17 protein-coding genes and 1 tRNA gene are annotated in these 16,925 nt (G+C 67.7%); 13 read left to right on the top strand and 5 right to left on the bottom strand.

The window, feature by feature from the left end:
• The first annotated feature begins 74 nt into the window (after positions 1-74).
• From Q0747_RS01520 to Q0747_RS01535, 4 genes are all read left to right on the top strand, one after another.
• Positions 75-581, top strand: a complete 507-nt coding sequence (locus tag Q0747_RS01520) for a GNAT family N-acetyltransferase (RefSeq protein WP_298251490.1) — start codon at positions 75-77, stop codon at positions 579-581.
• Positions 582-741: 160 nt separating this feature from the next.
• A tRNA-Arg gene (locus tag Q0747_RS01525) sits at positions 742-814 on the top strand.
• Between the two features lie 291 nt (positions 815-1,105).
• The gene (locus tag Q0747_RS01530; protein WP_298251491.1) at positions 1,106-2,368 is read left to right on the top strand and encodes an MFS transporter; all 1,263 of its coding nucleotides are present in this window, start codon (positions 1,106-1,108) and stop codon (positions 2,366-2,368) included.
• Positions 2,369-2,665: 297 nt separating this feature from the next.
• On the top strand, positions 2,666-3,400 hold the full coding sequence (locus tag Q0747_RS01535; protein WP_298251492.1) for a DUF981 domain-containing protein: 735 nt from the start codon (positions 2,666-2,668) through the stop codon (positions 3,398-3,400).
• 51 nt (positions 3,401-3,451) lie between these two features.
• Here Q0747_RS01535 and Q0747_RS01540 read toward each other — a convergent pair whose 3' ends face one another.
• Positions 3,452-3,787 carry a hypothetical protein gene (locus tag Q0747_RS01540; protein WP_298251493.1) on the bottom strand — a complete coding sequence of 112 codons (336 nt, stop codon included), beginning with the start codon at positions 3,785-3,787 and terminating at the stop codon, positions 3,452-3,454.
• Positions 3,788-3,913: 126 nt separating this feature from the next.
• Here Q0747_RS01540 and Q0747_RS01545 point away from each other — a divergent pair, with 126 nt between their 5' ends.
• On the top strand, positions 3,914-4,441 hold the full coding sequence (locus tag Q0747_RS01545) for a GNAT family N-acetyltransferase (protein WP_298251494.1): 528 nt from the start codon (positions 3,914-3,916) through the stop codon (positions 4,439-4,441).
• Positions 4,442-4,512: 71 nt separating this feature from the next.
• Here the strand turns inward: Q0747_RS01545 and Q0747_RS01550 are convergent, their stop codons facing one another.
• Positions 4,513-5,067, bottom strand: a complete 555-nt coding sequence (locus Q0747_RS01550) for a GNAT family N-acetyltransferase (protein ID WP_367277635.1) — start codon at positions 5,065-5,067, stop codon at positions 4,513-4,515.
• Positions 5,068-5,077: 10 nt separating this feature from the next.
• Between Q0747_RS01550 and Q0747_RS01555 the strand changes: the two genes are divergently transcribed.
• Positions 5,078-5,323 carry a hypothetical protein gene (locus tag Q0747_RS01555; protein WP_298251495.1) on the top strand — a complete coding sequence of 82 codons (246 nt, stop codon included), beginning with the start codon at positions 5,078-5,080 and terminating at the stop codon, positions 5,321-5,323.
• Between the two features lie 404 nt (positions 5,324-5,727).
• On the opposite strand, the gene Q0747_RS01560 is transcribed toward Q0747_RS01555, so the two are convergent.
• Positions 5,728-6,018, bottom strand: coding sequence for a type II toxin-antitoxin system RelE/ParE family toxin (locus Q0747_RS01560; protein ID WP_367277636.1), 291 nt, complete (start codon positions 6,016-6,018; stop codon positions 5,728-5,730).
• Entirely contained in the window at positions 5,982-6,119 is a 138-nt protein-coding gene (locus Q0747_RS01565; protein ID WP_298251497.1) for a hypothetical protein, read from the bottom strand. Before Q0747_RS01565 ends, Q0747_RS01560 begins: the two co-directional genes overlap by 37 nt.
• Before the next feature lie 301 nt (positions 6,120-6,420).
• On the opposite strand from Q0747_RS01565, the gene Q0747_RS01570 reads away from it, so the two are divergent.
• The 7 genes from Q0747_RS01570 (at position 6,421) to hrpA (ending at position 16,320) form a co-directional block, all read left to right on the top strand.
• Positions 6,421-7,437: an NADP-dependent oxidoreductase gene (locus tag Q0747_RS01570; RefSeq protein WP_298251498.1), complete on the top strand. Its 1,017-nt coding sequence runs from the start codon at positions 6,421-6,423 to the stop codon at positions 7,435-7,437.
• Positions 7,438-7,934: 497 nt separating this feature from the next.
• Positions 7,935-8,678 (top strand): DUF4129 domain-containing protein, encoded by a 744-nt coding sequence (locus tag Q0747_RS01575; protein WP_298251499.1) that lies wholly within the window; start codon positions 7,935-7,937, stop codon positions 8,676-8,678.
• Positions 8,675-9,139 (top strand): hypothetical protein, encoded by a 465-nt coding sequence (locus Q0747_RS01580; RefSeq protein ID WP_298251500.1) that lies wholly within the window; start codon positions 8,675-8,677, stop codon positions 9,137-9,139. The genes Q0747_RS01575 and Q0747_RS01580 overlap by 4 nt, the downstream gene beginning before the upstream one ends.
• Entirely contained in the window at positions 9,126-10,154 is a 1,029-nt protein-coding gene (locus Q0747_RS01585) for a MoxR family ATPase (RefSeq protein ID WP_298251501.1), read from the top strand. The genes Q0747_RS01580 and Q0747_RS01585 overlap by 14 nt, the downstream gene beginning before the upstream one ends.
• A gap of 7 nt (positions 10,155-10,161) precedes the next feature.
• Positions 10,162-11,658 (top strand): DUF58 domain-containing protein, encoded by a 1,497-nt coding sequence (locus Q0747_RS01590; RefSeq protein WP_298251502.1) that lies wholly within the window; start codon positions 10,162-10,164, stop codon positions 11,656-11,658.
• Positions 11,658-12,197, top strand: coding sequence for a hypothetical protein (locus tag Q0747_RS01595; protein WP_298251503.1), 540 nt, complete (start codon positions 11,658-11,660; stop codon positions 12,195-12,197). The genes Q0747_RS01590 and Q0747_RS01595 overlap by 1 nt, the downstream gene beginning before the upstream one ends.
• A 34-nt stretch (positions 12,198-12,231) precedes the next feature.
• Complete coding sequence (gene hrpA, locus Q0747_RS01600; RefSeq protein WP_298251504.1) at positions 12,232-16,320, top strand: ATP-dependent RNA helicase HrpA; 4,089 nt, start codon at positions 12,232-12,234, stop codon at positions 16,318-16,320.
• Positions 16,321-16,346: 26 nt separating this feature from the next.
• Here hrpA and Q0747_RS01605 read toward each other — a convergent pair whose 3' ends face one another.
• The gene (locus Q0747_RS01605) at positions 16,347-16,772 is read right to left on the bottom strand and encodes an HIT family protein (RefSeq protein ID WP_298251505.1); all 426 of its coding nucleotides are present in this window, start codon (positions 16,770-16,772) and stop codon (positions 16,347-16,349) included.
• Positions 16,773-16,925: the final 153 nt, after the last annotated feature.

The raw sequence follows: 16,925 nt of genomic DNA on the forward strand, positions 1-16,925 counted from the left end.
GAAGTAGCCGTGGCTGGGTACCAGGATGGACTGCAAATGATGAAGACGGCGGCCAGCCCCTACTATGTGAAGCCATGGAACTACGGTGCCTTTCCGAACGGGATATGCCCCAGGCGCTCCTCGCCCATCAGGAACTCGCAGCAGAGGAATTCGACTTCCTTCCGGGCTACGATCCCGGGACCGAGTGGAAGGATTTTCTCGAGCTCGTAGAAGCCGCTCGCCAGGGCCGACGTCTTCCTGCCAGCCACGTCGCCGCCACATTTCTCATTGCTGAAGCCGAGAACCACATTGTAGGACGGGTGACAATTCGCCATCGTCTGACGCCGTTCCTGCGGACCGTCGGCGGACACATCGGCTATGTCGTCCGACCCGGGTTCAGGAGACGTGGGTACGCACAGCAAATGCTGGGGCTCGCCCTGATCGAAGCGAAGCGACTGCGCATCGATCAGGCCTTGCTGACATGCGATGCGCACAACGATGCGTCCAGAACCGTCATTGAGAAGTGCGGAGGGGTCCTCGAAGCACCACTGGAGACTGACGCTGCTATGACAATGAAGCTTCGCTACTGGATCGACACATAGGCCTTGCTGCCGGCGCGCGTACTGACGCACTCCGTCAAAGGCTGCCTCCGGCGTCGGGCTCACCTCTTCCTGCAGGATCGGCTGCCTGCCGTTTTCCCACCCATGCGGCACCTGCTAAGCTCGACGAGTCCCATTCGGGCACGGGATCGATCCCGTCCCCGCCTTCGTAGCTCAGGGGATAGAGCGTCTGCCTCCGGAGCAGAAGGTCGTAGGTTCGAATCCTATCGAGGGCACACAACGACTCAGAGTTCACCGCCGTCGGCCCTTGGGCAGACGGCGGTTCTGTTTTCCCGGCTGGTTCCCCCCGTCGATCCCATTTTTCGCCGGTGGAAGTAGGGCAGGAACCGTCGTTCCCGGCGGCAGCTGCCTGAAGAGTGGGATCGACAATCTGAGTCTGACGCCGTGAACCACCACTCCCGGACCTTCCAGCAGGATGGCGGGCACCGACGACCCGCTGAGGCGATGCTGCGTCGCGCTGGGGATCCTGCGCGGTATACAGACATGGGGCAGGTAGCATCGGGCCCATGAATCGGGGGACAGCAGCAGGCCGCACGCGATTGGGCTCGGCCCTGGCAGCAGCAGGGCTGACGAACGGGCCGATCGAGCTCCTCGACTTCCTCATCCCGCTCTGGGCCGGCATAGCCCTGCACGCCACTCCTGCCCAGGTGGGGTTCCTCGTCGCCGTCGAGCTCATCGTCTCCTTCTTCACCCGTCCGGTTGCGGGATACCTGGCCGACACCAGGAAGCGCGAAGTCGTCGCGGCCCTCGGCGCCCTCCTCTACGGGCTCTCGTGCCTGGGTTATGCCCTGGCCGGGTCACTGTCGGTCGCCTATGGTGCAGCGGTGGTGGGCGGCCTGGGCGGTGCACTCCTCTGGGTGGCGCTCCGCGCCATGGTCGGGGAGCAGCTTCGATCGGATTCAGGAGTCTTCGCCCGCTTGATGTCCGTACAGGAAACCGGTGTGTGGATCGCTTTCGTCGCCGGTCTCCTGCTGCTGGGTCAGTTCGATTCGTTCCCACTGGTCTTCCGGGCCTGCGCCGGGGCATGCCTGATCGGCGCACTGATCCTGTTCCTCAGCCCAACCACGCCGACTGCACACCCCGCGCTTCAAGCCGACGGAACGGTCAACGACCACGAGGGTTCTCGGATCCCGGCACCGCCGGTCACCCGCAGCGCACGGGTCATGGTGCAGTCGCTGCGCCCGATGCTCATCGCCACCGTGGTGACAGCGTTGGCCGAGACCATGGTCGCGATCCTGCTGCTCCTGCGTCTTCAGCGCGACCTGGATCTGGACGTCATCGAGATCGCCTATGTCTTCCTTCCGGGGGCCATCGCCCTGGGAGTCCTCCCGCCGGTCCTCCACACCCTCGTCCTGCGGATCGGGCGCCGCAGAGCGATGGCCGCTGGTTCGGTCCTCAGCGGACTTTTCGCCATCTCCCTTGCCTATGCGGCCGGACCTGTGGTCGTAGCGGCCCTGTGGGTCCTGTGCGGCGTGGCCTGGGCGATGGTGATACCGATAGAACAGGCCGTCGTGACCGAGAAGTACCCACTCCAGCTCGGGGCGGCGATGGGAATCTACACCGCCACGACGCTCATCGGCGCAGCGATAGGAGCATCGCTCGCGGGAATCCTGTACGACGTCGTGCCGTGGCCCGTCACCTGCATGGTGGCGGGCGCCATCATCCTCTCGGGCGCCGTCCTGGGTCCGTGGGCCATCACCAGACTCGGCGTCGCGGACAAACCAGCACCGAGCACTCCCGAGCCTCGGCCCACCGGTCCCGTCGCGTAAGGGCGGTGGTCAGCCGACTGACTGCTGTAGCTCTAGTCCTGATCGCGCCGGTGCTCTCCGCAACGGGAGAGCACCCGACCGAGCCAATGGGATCCGACTAGAATCCCGTGCTCTCCAATCGTTCGTGGGAGATCCGCTCCCGCAGGTCGTCGTCGTTCTGCCGGGTTAGATTGGGGTGACCATCGCCGCAGTAGATGGGCTCGAGATCGAGTCGTGAACGGGGCCGGTGCCACTCAACGCGTTGCTGCGATGGCTCGCCGTCGCACACGCACCAAGTAGTAGAAGGAGAGGCGTTCAATGGACGACTTCATTACAGGAGGAGACTCTGGTCTGGTCATCGACTGGACCGAGATGCCGACCTACAACACCATCATGGCGATCGCCGCTGGTGCTGGTCTCATCTTCATCGTGATGATCGGACGCGCACTGACCCGCAATGAGCGTTTCAAGCCCGAGGGCTGGGCCCTGACGGCTGGCGTGCTCGGTTTCCTGTTGACCACGACCGGCCTGCACATGACCCTGACCTGGCCATTCGCGCGCTACTTCCCCTTCGACAACATTGTCTTCGGCGAGCCCAGCCTCGCCTTCGGGGTGCTGCTGCTGGCAACCGCCCTGTACCTCTGGAAGCGAGGCGGCCAGATCACCGAGGCCGAGGACCAGGCTGCAGAAGCCGCGAGCGTCGCTCGTCCGCTGGGGATCTTCGTCGTCGGCCTGGGCCTGGCTCTGTTCGGGATCGCCGCGGCGGGTCTCATCTTCCAGCTGTTCGCGGCCCCTCCTGAGGAGCCCGTCGCCGGGGTCTTCGCTGCCTACCCGATGGTCGAAGCAGTCTTCATCTCCGGGCTCTTCGCGCTCATCGGATTAGGCGCGGTGCTGTTCCCCCTCGCGCTCAACACGTTCTCGTCCCACGGGAAGCTGACGCCCCTCGTCCGCACTGTCGGGATTCTCTGGCTTGTGACGGGAATTGTCTTCCTGCTCTTCGGAGCAATGAACTTTTACACGCATATCGGCCTGATCGTCAATACCATGCAGTAGCCAGCTGTCCCTGTCAGTTCTGCCGGTAGTGGGCGGGAATCGACAGCCGTCCTACTCGTCGGGATGCGCGTCCGTCCTCTCGACGTCGTCACGACCCGGCATGATCACGCCGCCCAGTGCTTCGACCGATTTGAGCAGGACCTTCGTCAGTTCCGCGTGGGGCTCGGGCACTTCGTCCGCCTCGTACTCGAACCGAATGGGCTGAGTGGGGGCCAGCCAGACGCTCATGGCAGCACGTCGCCCGTCGATCTGCCCCGAGGACCTGAGGAACAGGCCCTTGCCCGCGCGAAAGGTCATGATGATCACCGCTTGCATGGAACGCGTCAGGTTGTCCGGCATGTCAAACACCAGGTCTGTCTGGTATCCACCGATTCGTATCGCACCCATAACAGCGTCCTCCCGTTAGCCCGTTACCTGCGTACGCCGAGAGTAGGCGGTTCTCGAGGTGAGCGGGAGTGCATCGATCACCGTCCACCGTCCACCGTCCACCGTCCACCGGGCAGACTGATCGGTATGAGCACCACCGGAAGTCCCTCCCCCGTCCTCCGCAGCGGTCCCATCGAGCTGCGGCCCTACACGGAGACGGACGAAGAAGCCTTCGTCGCCCTGTTCCAGGATCCCGAGGTCGTCCGGTACGTCGGCGACGGCCTGGAGACCGAGGAAGCCGATCGCGCTCTATTCCACCGCGTCTTCTCCGAGGTGTATCCCGTGGACAAGTTCGCAGTATGGGCTGTGCTCGCCGAGGGCTCCGTCGTCGGACACGCTGAACTCAAGCCGTCACCTCGCGACGACGTCGACGGCTGGGAGCTCGTCTATGCGATCCGGCGCTCCCATTGGCGCAGGGGCTACGGTCGCCTCGTGGCATCGCTTGTCATCCGCTACGGGTTCGACGAACTCCGACTGCCGATGGTGTTCGCGACCGTCGACCTGGAGAACACGGCTTCGCTGGCGTTGCTGAAGGGCCTCGGCTTCGCGCAGGTCGGGGAGACTGTCGACAACGGGCAGCGGATCGCGGTCCTGTCGATACAGGCGCCTGAGTGAGAGCTGGAGCGCGAAGCGCGGTCGATGATCAAGGGGACAGGCCGCCGTCGTCGCGGCACACTCTCCCTGTTTCACTCCACTGCGTACTTGAATCCGCGATGTGAGCCGACGAATCCCAGGCGCTCGTAGAAGCGATGGGCGTCCTGCCGTGCCTCGTCGGAGGTGAGCTGTACCAGCCGTGCCCCGACCGAGAGGGCAGCGCTTTCCATGACCCACCGCAGCATCGCTGAGCCGATGCCACTCGATCTGTTGCCGCTGCTGACGCGGACTGCTTCGACCAGCAAGCGGGTCGAGCCGCCCCGCGCCAATCCAGGAATCCGCGTCAGTTGCATCATGGCCAGTGGTTCGTGCTCGGCGCCACTTACCACGAGCAGGTCGTTGGAGGGGTCCGCGACAATCGCCCTGAGAGCAATTCCGTAGGCGTCAGCATCTGCATCAGCAGCGTTGTCACCCCGTGTCGCACTGATCGGGTCGTCCGCGAGCAGGAGCCTCAGCGCGTCGAGGTCGTCAGGGGTAGCCCTGCGTAGAGTGAGGTCCTGGTCCTTGACATGGAGGGGAACCGGAAGGTTCAGCGACTGAATCACTCCTGAAGTGTCCCACTCACCATCGGCAGTGTTCGGCTGCACGGTCGAGCCAGTGCGCAAGGACGCTTTCGCGCTCGTATGGGTTCAGATCGACGCCCCACGGCAACGGTCACGTCTTCTGGCGAACCGTGGAAGCGCCACGCGCTCTGACGTCGTCGACGGGGTGATCCCTGGGCAGATTGAACATTTCGACGAGCCGGTCGATGAGGAACCGATCATTAACGACGCCGACGACACCGCGTCGAGCAACAGGGTGCAGGAAGTCGTCGACGCAATTCGGTGCCGACGCAGTCACTGATCAACCGGCGCGTCCAAGAGTAGTTCAATCCCACCCCTGGCTGCTGGACCGTGGGATCGGGCGGTCGATCCCACTGCTGGCGGCTGAACTTTGGGAATGGGCGACGTCAGTCGGTCGATCCCACCGAAGCTACCGGAAAACTCGGACTGAACGGCGTCGGACGGTTGATCCCACGGTCAATCCCACCGCTGGCGGCTGAACCGTGGGATCGGTCGGTCGATCCCACCGAAGCTACCGGAGAAGTGGGAGCGGTCAGACCGAGTGCGGCGTCGCGGCCGCAACTGCCCTCGTGCTCTGGTGCACCGGCTCGCAATTCATCTGCTCGCGCGGCATTGCACCACAGTCCGAATATCGCGGCGGGAAGATGTCGGGCCCAGGAACCTGAGCATCCGACACGGAAACGGTCAGCACCAGTACACATCGCTGCGGTGGCCCGGGGTTATCTTTGCCACGACGACGACATTGTCATCGACGGTATACATGAGGCAGTAGTTCCCGACGCGAGCCCGGAGTCCGGCGCGCCCCTGGAGTGGCGTGGCTTCCGGCGGCCGCGGGTCCGTAGCAAGGAGTGCTATTGCTCCGCGACGACGGTCTCGATCCTGCTGGCCGATTCGCTTCAGCGCGCAGACCGCGGCGGGGCGCAACTCGATGCGGTACTTCACGTCCAGCCCAGGTCGGCCTTCACCTGCGCCCACGGGATGCCGGGGCCCTCCTCGGCCATCGCCTCGTCGAACGCCTTGACGTCCTCAGCGTCCTCGAAGGCCTCGAGCATCCGCTCGTACTGTTCAGGACTCACGACGACGGCTGCCTGTGTTCATGCGCTCGATACATGCTGCTTCGCCCTTGGCGCGGGCGATGACGTCGGAAAAGTGATTGCGCGCGTCGGCAATGCTGATGGTGGACCTGACTTGATCACACATTTGGTACATGGGGGTGTATATCAAAGAACGCAGCGAGGCAGCTGACCCAAAGCTCGTGTCAAGCTCGTCACCGTTCTGGGCTACCAGATCCACCTGGTGGAGACTGAAGCAGTGGTCCCGGCGGAACCGAACGCGCACGAACACAGCTGCAGTGAGTCATCATCGAGAAGGAACCTCATGTCACAGCACAAGATTCACGAGATCCGATTGGCGAGCTTCGTCGAGGAAACCTTCCAACCCGATAATTTCGACGTCGCTGAAGCCGAGATCGAGACGACACTCGAGGACGGCCAGGTGCTCGTCAAGGCTCTGCGTTTCGGTCTGAATGCCGGGTTGGCGAATCGCATCTCGGGTGGCTCCGGGCCGAGCACCCGCGCCCAGATGGCCGTGGGCGAGGTGCCGCAGAGTGATGCAGTCATGGAGGTGATCGAGTCGAAGACCGAGGACTTCTCCCCCGGCGACCTGGTGGTACAACAGTGGGCGCCGTGGCGGACCCAGGACGTGGTTTCCGCCAGCCACCTCCGCAAGATCCGGGACGAAGTGCGAGATCTGCCGCTGGAATACCACCTCACGGTCCTCGGCCACGTGGGCTTCACCGGCTGGGTAGGACTGGTCCATGTAGGTCAGGTGGACCCTGAGGATGTCGTCTTCGTCTCTGCTGCCTCGGGCGGCGTGGGCAGCTGCGTGGTCCAGTTCGCGGCGGCGAAGGGCGCCCGCGTGATCGGCAGCGCGGGCTCCGCGGAGAAGGTCGCACTGGTTCAGGACCTCGGTGCGGACTCCTGTATCAACTACCACGAGGGCGATCCGACGGAGCTTCTGGCCAGCGCCGCCCCCGACGGCATCACGCTCTACTTCGACAATGTGGGCGGGCCCCTGCTGGAGGCAGCACTCGACCAGTTGCAAATGCACGGGACAGTGGTGATCTGTGGAGCGGTGTCCCAGTACGGGCAGAAGTCGCCGCAGGGACCGTCCAATTACCTCCGGATGATTTCGCATGAACTCACGATGCGGGGCTTCGCGGTCACAGAGCACGAGGATCTGCGAACGGCCTTCGAGCAGGAGGTGGGCACGTGGGTGCGTGCTAGTACGGTCACCAGCCTGCACACGGTGTTCGAGGGCTTCGACGCAATTCCGGAGGCCTTCGCCGCCCAGCTCGGTGGTGGAACGCGCGGTCGTGTGATCGTGGCCCTGTAGCTGACGAGAGCGGTCGACGCTGATCTCGCCCGTGACACTCTGCCGTCAATGGTGCACCGGTCACGCATGCTGGATTAGTCGACGTCGGCCAGTCGATCCCACACTCGGCGGTTGAAGAGTGGGAGATCGGCGCGGAGACATCTTCCGATCCCACTGCTGGCGGCTGATGTCAGGGAAGGACGTGCCGATCCCACGGAAGCTGCGTGAAGAGTGGGGTCAACCGACGTGGACCGGTCGATCCCACAGTCGGCGGTTGAAGAGTGGGAGATTGGCCTGAATGCATCTTCCGATCCCACAGCTGACGGCTGACGTCCGGGAATGAACTGTCGATCCCACGGAAGCCGCGCGAAGAATGGGATCGACCGACGCAGCCTCTGAGGCAGCCTGACCCGCGACCCGGATCGCCGTCGGACCCCGGCCAGCGGCCCGGTGGCTTTGGTAGGCTCCACCCAATGTGACCCTCAGGGGTCCTGACAACCACTACCGGCGGGGGAATCGTGGGAACGAAGCGCATCGCGCATCGGCGAGGACGGACTCCGGGAACCACCCCTACGCCGTACGTCCTCACGGTAGTCGTGCTCGTCCTCGCCGTCCTGGCCGCAGGGTTCATGGGCGACTTCTCCGCCCGGCCCGTCATCGATGCAACGGTCAGCCCGGTGGAGCCCACGAGTATCCCCACGCCCTCTGCCGAGATGACACCCGCACCACAGGTCGACGACGGCGAGCGCATCGTGATCGACTCGAAGCTGACCATGGCGGTCTTCGTCCTGCTGGTCATCGCCCTCCTTGCCCTAGTGGTGCGCTATCTCCTGCGGCTGAGGTCCCGCCCGAGCATCAGGGGTGGGAGCCTCGACGAGGCACAGGTCCGCCCCGCAGGAACCCTGGAGCCCGTCGCCGAAGCATTACCGACCTGGACGAGGACGGCCGAGCAGCTCCTGGTGGACGATGCCGACACCTCCGACGCCGTGATCCGCTGCTGGCTGGACTTCGAGCAAATGTGCGCGAGCGCGGGAGTGCCGCGCCGAGCCACCCAGACGACGTCGGACTTCGCCTCCGCGGCTGCGCAGGCCCTCGATCTCCCGGTGGAGCCTCTGACCACCCTCAACCGGCTGTACCAGCGGGCCCGCTTCGCGCGCGGCCGCCAGGACGGCCACGGTGCCCTCGGACGGGCCGATCGCGAGCTCGCGCTGAGGAGCGTCCGGTTGCTGGCCGCTTCCACCGACGGTCCGGTCCGCCGGTGAAGCCCTCGGCCTGGGCCGTCACCGGCGTCCTGACCTTCCTCGCGCTCGTGGCTGCCTGGTTCTTCGGACTCGACCCGGCACACGCGGTGGTCCTCGTAGGAGCGGGTATCACTGCGGGGATCGCCAACGGCGTTCTGGAAGCCGTCGACGTTCCGCGCCCTGTGCTGAGCCCCCTTCCCCCACCGATCCTCGGGCTGGCCGATCTGCAGGCACTGGAGTTCTCCCTGTCCGCCAGGGAACCGGGCTCGCGGACGATCCTCGAGGTCCACACCCTGGCCCGGTCCGTGATCGCGCTGCGGGAGGACACCCGGAGGACCACGACGCTCCAGGCCTTCGCCACCGGTCCCGTACCCGTGATGCTCACGCACCGCGAACTCCGCGCCCTCATCGACGAGATGGAACGTCGCGTGCAGCACGCCGACCCGCCAGCACTTACCAGGAGAGCCCATGCCAAGCCCTGATCCGCGGAGCACCAGCACAGCAGTGAGCGACGCTCCGGGTACGGAGCGCACGACCGGGACTGCCACCGAGGCGGCCCGCGTGGGTCAGGAGGTGCTCGAGCGGACGGCGACCGTCGTCGTCGGCGCGGCCCCTGCGCTGCGTCTGGCTCTGGCAGCAGTGCTCGCAGGAGGCCATGTCCTGTTCGAGGATCTTCCCGGTCTCGGCAAGACCCTCGCGGCCAAGACCCTCGCCCAGGCCCTCGGCCTGGACTTCCGGCGCCTGCAGTTCACCCCCGATCTGCTGCCCTCGGACGTCACGGGCTCGTCGATCTTCAATCCGGCGACGCGTGAGTTCGAGTTCAGGCCAGGGCCCATCTTCGCGGGCCTGTTCCTGGCCGATGAGATCAACAGGACCTCACCCAAGACGCAGTCCGCCCTGCTGGAGGCCATGGCGGAGGGCCAGGTCTCCGCGGAGGGCACCACCCTGGTGCTCCGCCGTCCTTTCCACGTCTTCGCGACGTCCAATCCGATCGAGTTCGAGGGCACCTATCCCCTGCCCGAGGCCCAACTGGACCGCTTCATGGTCCGCCTGCGCTTCGGCTACCCGGGGCCGGGCGGGGAGCAGGACATCATCGCGCGGCGCATCGGACGACGCCGGGATGCCACGGAGGTCGCGAGCGTCACCTCCGCCGACGGACTGCTGGCCCTGCAGGCCGCCGTCGAGGCGGTGGACGTGGACGACGACGTCATCGACTACGCCGTGCGGCTCGCCACTGCGACCCGCAGCCATCCGGCCATCGAGGTGGGTGCCTCTCCGCGCGGCTCGCAGGCTCTGGTCCTGCTGGGCCGGGCACTCGCCGTGCTCGACGGCCGCGCCTTCGTCCTCCCCGAGGACGTGGTGGAGTCCGCCGTCGCCGTCCTCGCGCATCGGCTCACCCTGACGCCGTCGTCCTGGGCGCAGGGCGCATCGACGGAGCGGGTGGTCCAGGACGTCCTGGCCGAGGTTCCCACACCCCCGACCGTGCCGCGTGGCTAGGGGCACTGTGGCTGAAGGCAGTACGGCCCGGGGCAAGACGGCTGAGGGCACGAGGGCCGGCGGCGGTGCGGCCCGGAGCAAGGATGCCACCCGCTCCCCCGGCCGGGCGCTCGCCCTGATCGTCACGCTGATCTGCGTCATCGGGGGCCTGGTCTCGGGGCGTCCGGAGACCGTGGCCCTGGCGGCCCCGTTCGCCCTCCTCGCCCTCTCCGGACGGATCTCCAGCACGTCCAGCACCGCAGCAGACACCGTGACGGAGCCCTCCATCCGGATCCAGACGGAGCGACGGCTCGCAGGGGACAGCAGCAGACTCCGGCTCCTGGTCACGCCCCGCTCGACGGCGAAGCCATCGGCGTCGTCCCTCGTCGGTGTCACCCTGGCGGCTCCGGGGTGTCCCGCCGACGCGCTGGTCCTCCGGGCGGACGAGACCTGCCCTTTCCTCGCTGACATCCCCGTCTCCGGGGAGGTCGCCGTCCTCTCCTACGGCTCCGCCGGTTTCTCCGCCGACCTCACCGCCACCACCGACTTCGTCCAGGCCCCGCCGGTCCGGGTTACCATCCTCCCGCAGCTGGGCCCGAGCCTGGCCGGACCTGTGTCCAGGCGCCTGAGCGGACTCAGCGGCTCCCACACCTCGAGGCGTCCGGGCGAGGGCGGTGAGCTGAGGTCCATCGCCCCGATGCAGCCGGGAGATCAGCAGCGGCGCATCGACTGGCGGGCCACGGCACGCCGATCGGCCGACCAGGACAGGCTCATGGTGCGACGGACCTTCGCGGACGCCGAGGCATCCGTGTTCCTGATCATCGATCAGGCACATGATCTGCCGGCGTCCACCGAGGACTGGTTCGCCACGGGCACCGACGTCCTCGGTCAGGGCTCGCTGCACGTGGCCCGGACGGCGGCAGCCACCGTCGCGGCCTCGTACCTGGCCGCCGGCGACCGCGTGGGGCTCGACGATCTCTCCGGCACGCGGCGAGCGCTGCGCACGGCAGCCGGAGCACGGCAGCTCGAGCAGATCCGCACACGCCTCGCGGGCACCGCCGTCGTCCCGCGGCGCCGGCGACGCCGGGACCCCCTCCCGCCGCAGGGAGCCGTCGTGATGGTCTTCTCGGCCTTCCTCGACGACGAGCCGGCGCGTCTGCTGCGCCTCTGGCACGCGCAGGGTCACCCGGTGGTCGGCGTGGACTGCGTACCTTCCCTGGAGCGGACGGAGACCTCCGCCGCGCAGGCGAGCACCGTACGACTGACCCTGCTGCGACGCCGGCTGCTCCTCGAGGAACTCAGGGCCGAGGGCATCACCGTCCTCTCCGGCTCCGCGCGTCGTGCACCCAGAAGGGTGCCCGACGGCGCACCGGCCGCGGCGCCCGACGCGCCGCTCGTGGACGGCGCCCTGATGGATCTCGGGACCGGCCTGCGGCTGCTGGCACGCCGCGCGGGCAGGAGCACAGGGGCGGGCAGGAGCACCGCATCAGGCGCGGCCCCAAGCACGATCCGGAGCAACCGCTGATGATGCGCCGCTCCGGGCAGCCCGCCGGCGTACGGGCAGTTCCCGATCGCCGCGGACTCGTCCCCCTATGGACGCTCCGGTGCGCCACCGCTCTGACCGCCGTCCTGCTCGGAGGCGTGGTGTGGGACGGTATGGCGTGGGACGGGTCGGCGTGGATCGCGCTACCCCTCCTCGTGGTCGCTGCCGCCGCGATCCTGCCCTCGACCGGCCTCGTCGCGCTGTCCCTGCTCCTGCTGGTGGTCTCCTACGCCGTCAACATGCCACCGGGATGGCCCTGGCTCCCCGTCTTCGTCGCCGGTCTCCACGCCCTCTTCGTGCTCTATCTCCTGCTCCTGCCCCTCCCACGCCACGGCTGGATCAGCCTCCTGGCACTGCGCGAGCTAGCCCTGTCCTATCTGCGCATCCAGGCCCTCGCCCAGCCCATTGCGGTCCTCGCACTCCTCATCGACGACGACGGATCGAATCTCGCCGTCGTCATCATGGGCGTCGCTGCCCTGAGCAGCTGGTCGCTGTGGCTGGTGGTCCGGCGGACCCGGTAGGCACAGGTGCGAGGACCTAGACTGGGAGACAACCATGGCACTGACAATCTCCTACCCCGCCGATCTCCCTGTCTCCGAACGCCGAGCCGACATCATGGCCGCGATCGCCGCCAACCAGGTCACCATCATCGCGGGCGAGACCGGCTCGGGGAAGACCACGCAGATCCCCAAGATGTGCCTCGAACTCGGGCTCGCCGAGCACGGGCTGATCGGCCACACCCAGCCGCGCCGGCTCGCCGCCCGTACCGTCGCGGAGCGCATCGCCGAGGAACTGCAGGTGAGCCTCGGCGAGGAGGTGGGCTACCAGGTCCGCTTCACCGGCTCCGTGGGGCGGAGGACGAAGCTCAAGCTCATGACCGACGGCATCCTGCTGGCCGAGATCCAGCACGACAGGATGCTGCGCAAGTACAGCACCATCATCATCGACGAGGCCCACGAGCGCAGCCTGAACATCGACTTCATCCTCGGGTACCTCAAGCGCATCCTGCCGCAGCGTCCCGATCTGAAGGTCATCATCACCTCCGCCACCATCGATCCCGAGCGCTTCGCCGCGCACTTCGCGGCCGACGCCGCGGTCGAGGAGACCTCCCCTGCACCGATCATCGAGGTCTCCGGCCGCACCTACCCCGTCGAGATCCGCTACCGGCCGCTCGACCAGCCGCCCGGCGGGCTCGACGACGGCGATACCGCGAGCGGCGCGGACAGCGAGCTGGAGGAGGAGCGCGACCCGCTCGACGCCGTGTCCGACGCCGTCGACGAGCTGAGCGCGGAGGCCCCGGGGGACATCCTGGTGTTCTTCTCCGGCGAGCGCGAGATCCGCGACGCCGCCGAGGTGCTGCGCGCCCGCATCCAGTCGAGCGCACGCCTGCGGGGCACCGAGGTCCTCCCGCTGTTCGCCCGGCTCTCGCTGGAGGAACAGCACCGCGTCTTCCGCCCCACGGGGAACCACCGGCGCATCGTGCTCGCGACCAATGTGGCCGAGACATCGCTGACCGTGCCCGGCATCAAGTACGTGATCGACACCGGCACGGCGCGCATCTCCCGTTACTCGCACCGCACCAAGGTGCAGCGCCTGCCGATCGAGCGCGTCTCGCAGGCCTCGGCGAACCAGCGCTCGGGCCGCAGCGGCCGTGTCTCGAACGGCATCGCCATCCGCCTGTACTCGGAGGAGGACTTCGCCGCGCGGCGCCCGTTCACCGAACCCGAGATCCTGCGCACGTCCCTGGCCGCCGTCATCCTGCAGATGGCCGCCATGGGCGTCACGCGCGGGCCGAAGGACATTGCGGACTTCCCGTTCGTGGAGCCCCCGGAGTCGAAGGCCATCAACGACGGCGTCACCCTGCTGCGCGAGCTCGGTGCCCTGAAGGACGACGGCGGCCTCTCCCCCGTGGGCCGGCAGCTCGCCCAGCTCCCCGTGGACCCGCGCCTCGGCCGCATGATCGTCGAGGCGGGGAACCGCGGTGCCGTGAAGGAGGTCATGGTCCTCGCGGCCGCCCTGACCATCCAGGACCCGCGGGAGCGGCCGTCGGCGGACCAGCCCGCCAAGCAGCAGCAGGCCGCCGAGAAGCACAAGCGCTTCGTGGACGAGAACTCCGACTTCACGGCGTACCTGAATTTGTGGCGGTATCTGCAGCAGAAGCAGGACGAGCTCTCCTCCACCCAGTTCCGCAAGCTGTGCCGCACGGAGTTCATCAACTACCTGCGCGTGCGGGAGTGGCAGGATCTCTTCCAGCAGCTGCGCCAGCTCGCCAAGCCGCTCGGGATCACGCTGCACGCCGGACCCGTGGACCCCGTGGGCCTGCACGAGCAGATCCACGTCAGCCTGCTCTCGGGCCTGCTGAGCCATATCGGCCTCTACGACCAGCGCAAGCGCGAGTACGCCGGAGCGCGCGGCACACGCTTCGCGATCTTCCCGGGCTCCTCCCTGTTCAAGAAGTCCCCCGACTGGGTCATGGCGGCCGAACTCGTGGAGACGTCCCGGCTGTGGGCCCGCGTGGTGGCCCGGATCGATCCCCTGTGGGCCGAGCAGGTGGCTCCGCATCTGGTCAAGCGCTCCTACAGCGAGCCGCACTGGTCCCGGAAGATGGGCTCGGTCATGGCCTACGAGAAGGTGACGCTGTACGGGGTGCCGATCGTGCCGCAGCGGCGCATCAACTACGGGCGGATCGACCGCGAGGTGGCCCGCGAACTGTTCATCCGCCATGCCCTCGTGGAGGGCGACTGGAAGACGCACCACACCTTCTTCAGCCGCAACCAGGCCCGCCTGGCCGAGGTGGAGGAGCTGGAGAACCGGCTGCGCCGCCGGGACCTGCGCGTGGACGACGAGACCCTGTTCGAGTTCTACGACCAGCGCATCGGCCCCGACGTCGTCTCGGAACGGCACTTCGACTCCTGGTGGAAGAAGGCGCGCCACGACCGGCCCGATCTGCTGGACTTCGACCCGGACCAGCTGCGCAGCGAGGACGCCGCCGATCTCGACGAGGCGGCCTTCCCGAGCACCTGGCACCAAGCAGGCTTCGAGCTGCCGCTGACGTACGAGTTCTCACCGCTGACCCCGGAGGCGCACGACGGCGTGACGGTCACCATCCCCGTCCTGTTCCTCAACCAGCTCGACTCCCGGCCGTTCCGCTGGCAGATCCCCGGCCAGCGCGTGGACCTCGTCACGGCGCTCATCAAGTCGCTCCCGAAGCAGGTGCGCAAGAACTTCGTCCCGGCCCCCGATGTGGCCCGCACCGCCGTCGCGGCCCTGGCGGCCGACGCGGATCCGGCGCAGGACGATCTCGAGACGTCCCTGGAACTCGTCCTGCGGCGCTCACGCGGTCACATCATCCCGCCCGGTTCCTGGAACTGGTCCGCCGTCCCGCAGCATCTGCTCATGATGTTCAGGGTCGTCGACGCCGACGGGCGCGTCCTGGACGAATCGCGTGACCTGGAAGCACTCAAGGAGTCCCTCGCCCCGGCCGTCAGCCGGGCCATCGCGCAATCGCTCGGCGCCACACCGGGCACCACGCAGGCACCGGGTCCCGGGGGGCGCGGCCCGGGAACTGCACGCGCCGGGACCGGTCCCGCGGGCCGGCAGGCGGGCGGCCGGAAGGACGGGCGCAACGAGGGGAGCAACGAGGGGCGCAACGACGGCGGTCGGCACGGCTCCCAGCGCGGGTCGCGTACCGATACGACACCGGCGGCCGGGGCCCCGGGTGCCGGCACGGTCCCGACGGGCGGCGTCGCCCTCGCGGAGGCTCCTGCCGTGGCGGAGCGCACCGGCGAGAGGAGCTGGGTCTTCGGCACCGTGGAGCGCGAGGTCTCGCGGACCGTGGCCGGTCATCGGGTCACGGGCTACCCCGCGATCGTGGACGAGGGCACCTCGGTGGGTCTGCGTGTCCTCCCCACGACCGGCGAGCAGGGCGCCGTCATGCGTGCCGGGATCATCAGGCTCCTGTCGCTGCGCATCCCGAGCCCCGCGAAGCACGTGCTGGAACACCTGAGCAACACGGAGAAGCTCACCTTCAGCCAGAATCCGCACGGGAGCGTCGCCGAGCTGATCGGCGACTGCACCCTGGCGGCGATCGACAAGCTCGTCCCGGCGGACCTGCCCTGGACCGAGGAGGCGTTCGACCAGCTGTACGAGGCGGTGCGCGCCGAACTGATCGACACGGTGTTCACCGTCACCGCGACCGTCGAGAAGGTGCTCTCGAGCACCCGGCGCATCCAGAAGCAGCTCAAGGGCACCACGAGCCTGGCGCTCATCTCGGCGCTGAACGACATCAGGAGTCAGCTGGAGCATCTCGTGTACCCCGGCTTCGTCGCGGCCACGGGCTACACGCAGCTCGCCCAGCTCCCCCGCTATCTCGCGGCGATCGAGGTGAGGCTGGAGAAGCTGCCCACGAACGTGCAGCGGGACGGGCTCGCCCTGGCCACGGTCCAGCGCCTCGAGGACGACTACGACGACGCCGTCGCGTCCCTCGCCGCCGGCCGCCACCGCCCTGAAGGCCTCGCCCGCGTGCGCTGGATGATCGAGGAACTGCGGGTCAGTCTCTTCGCGCAGGATCTGGGGACGGCCTACTCCGTGTCGGAGAAGCGGATCCGCACCGCGCTGAACGAGGCCCTCGCCGCCGCCCGGTAGCGGGGCGGTAGCGCAGCGCCCCGGTATCAGTCCGGGACGTGCTCGCCGTGGCCGGCGTCGCGCAGGGCATCGCGCAGCGTCTGCGCGGCCTCGTCCATCGCTGCCGGGTCGGGCGAGAGATCGACGCGCTTGACGTCGAAGTCCGCCGGTGACTGCGTGGGCCAGACGTGGACGTGGAAATGGGGCACCTCGTAGCCTTCCATGAGCACGCCCACCCGGCGGGCCTCGTACGCCTTCTCCTGGGCCGTGCCGATGATCTGCGCCACGGCCATGACCTTCGAGAGCAGCTCGGGCTCGGCGTCGAGCCAGTGCTCGACCTCCCGTCGCGGGACCACGAGGGTGTGGCCGGGCGTGATCGGCGCGATCGTCAGGAAGGCGACGACGTCGTCGTCCTGCCAGATGAATCGCCCCGGGATCTCACCCTCGATGATCTTCGTGAACATGGTCGCCATGGTTGCTCCTGCTGAGTCGGTCGGAGGGGCACCCCGGGCCGGGCCGTCCGGCAGCGCGACGGCACCGCGCAGCGGCGGTGGTCCGGGGCGTCCTGGGTGCATCCTCCGACGCTACCGCGACCGGACCCGGCGGACCAGTGGTGATCCGCCGGA

This window comes from uncultured Arthrobacter sp., from assembly GCF_947493765.1.
Lineage (GTDB): Bacteria > Actinomycetota > Actinomycetes > Actinomycetales > Micrococcaceae > Arthrobacter_D.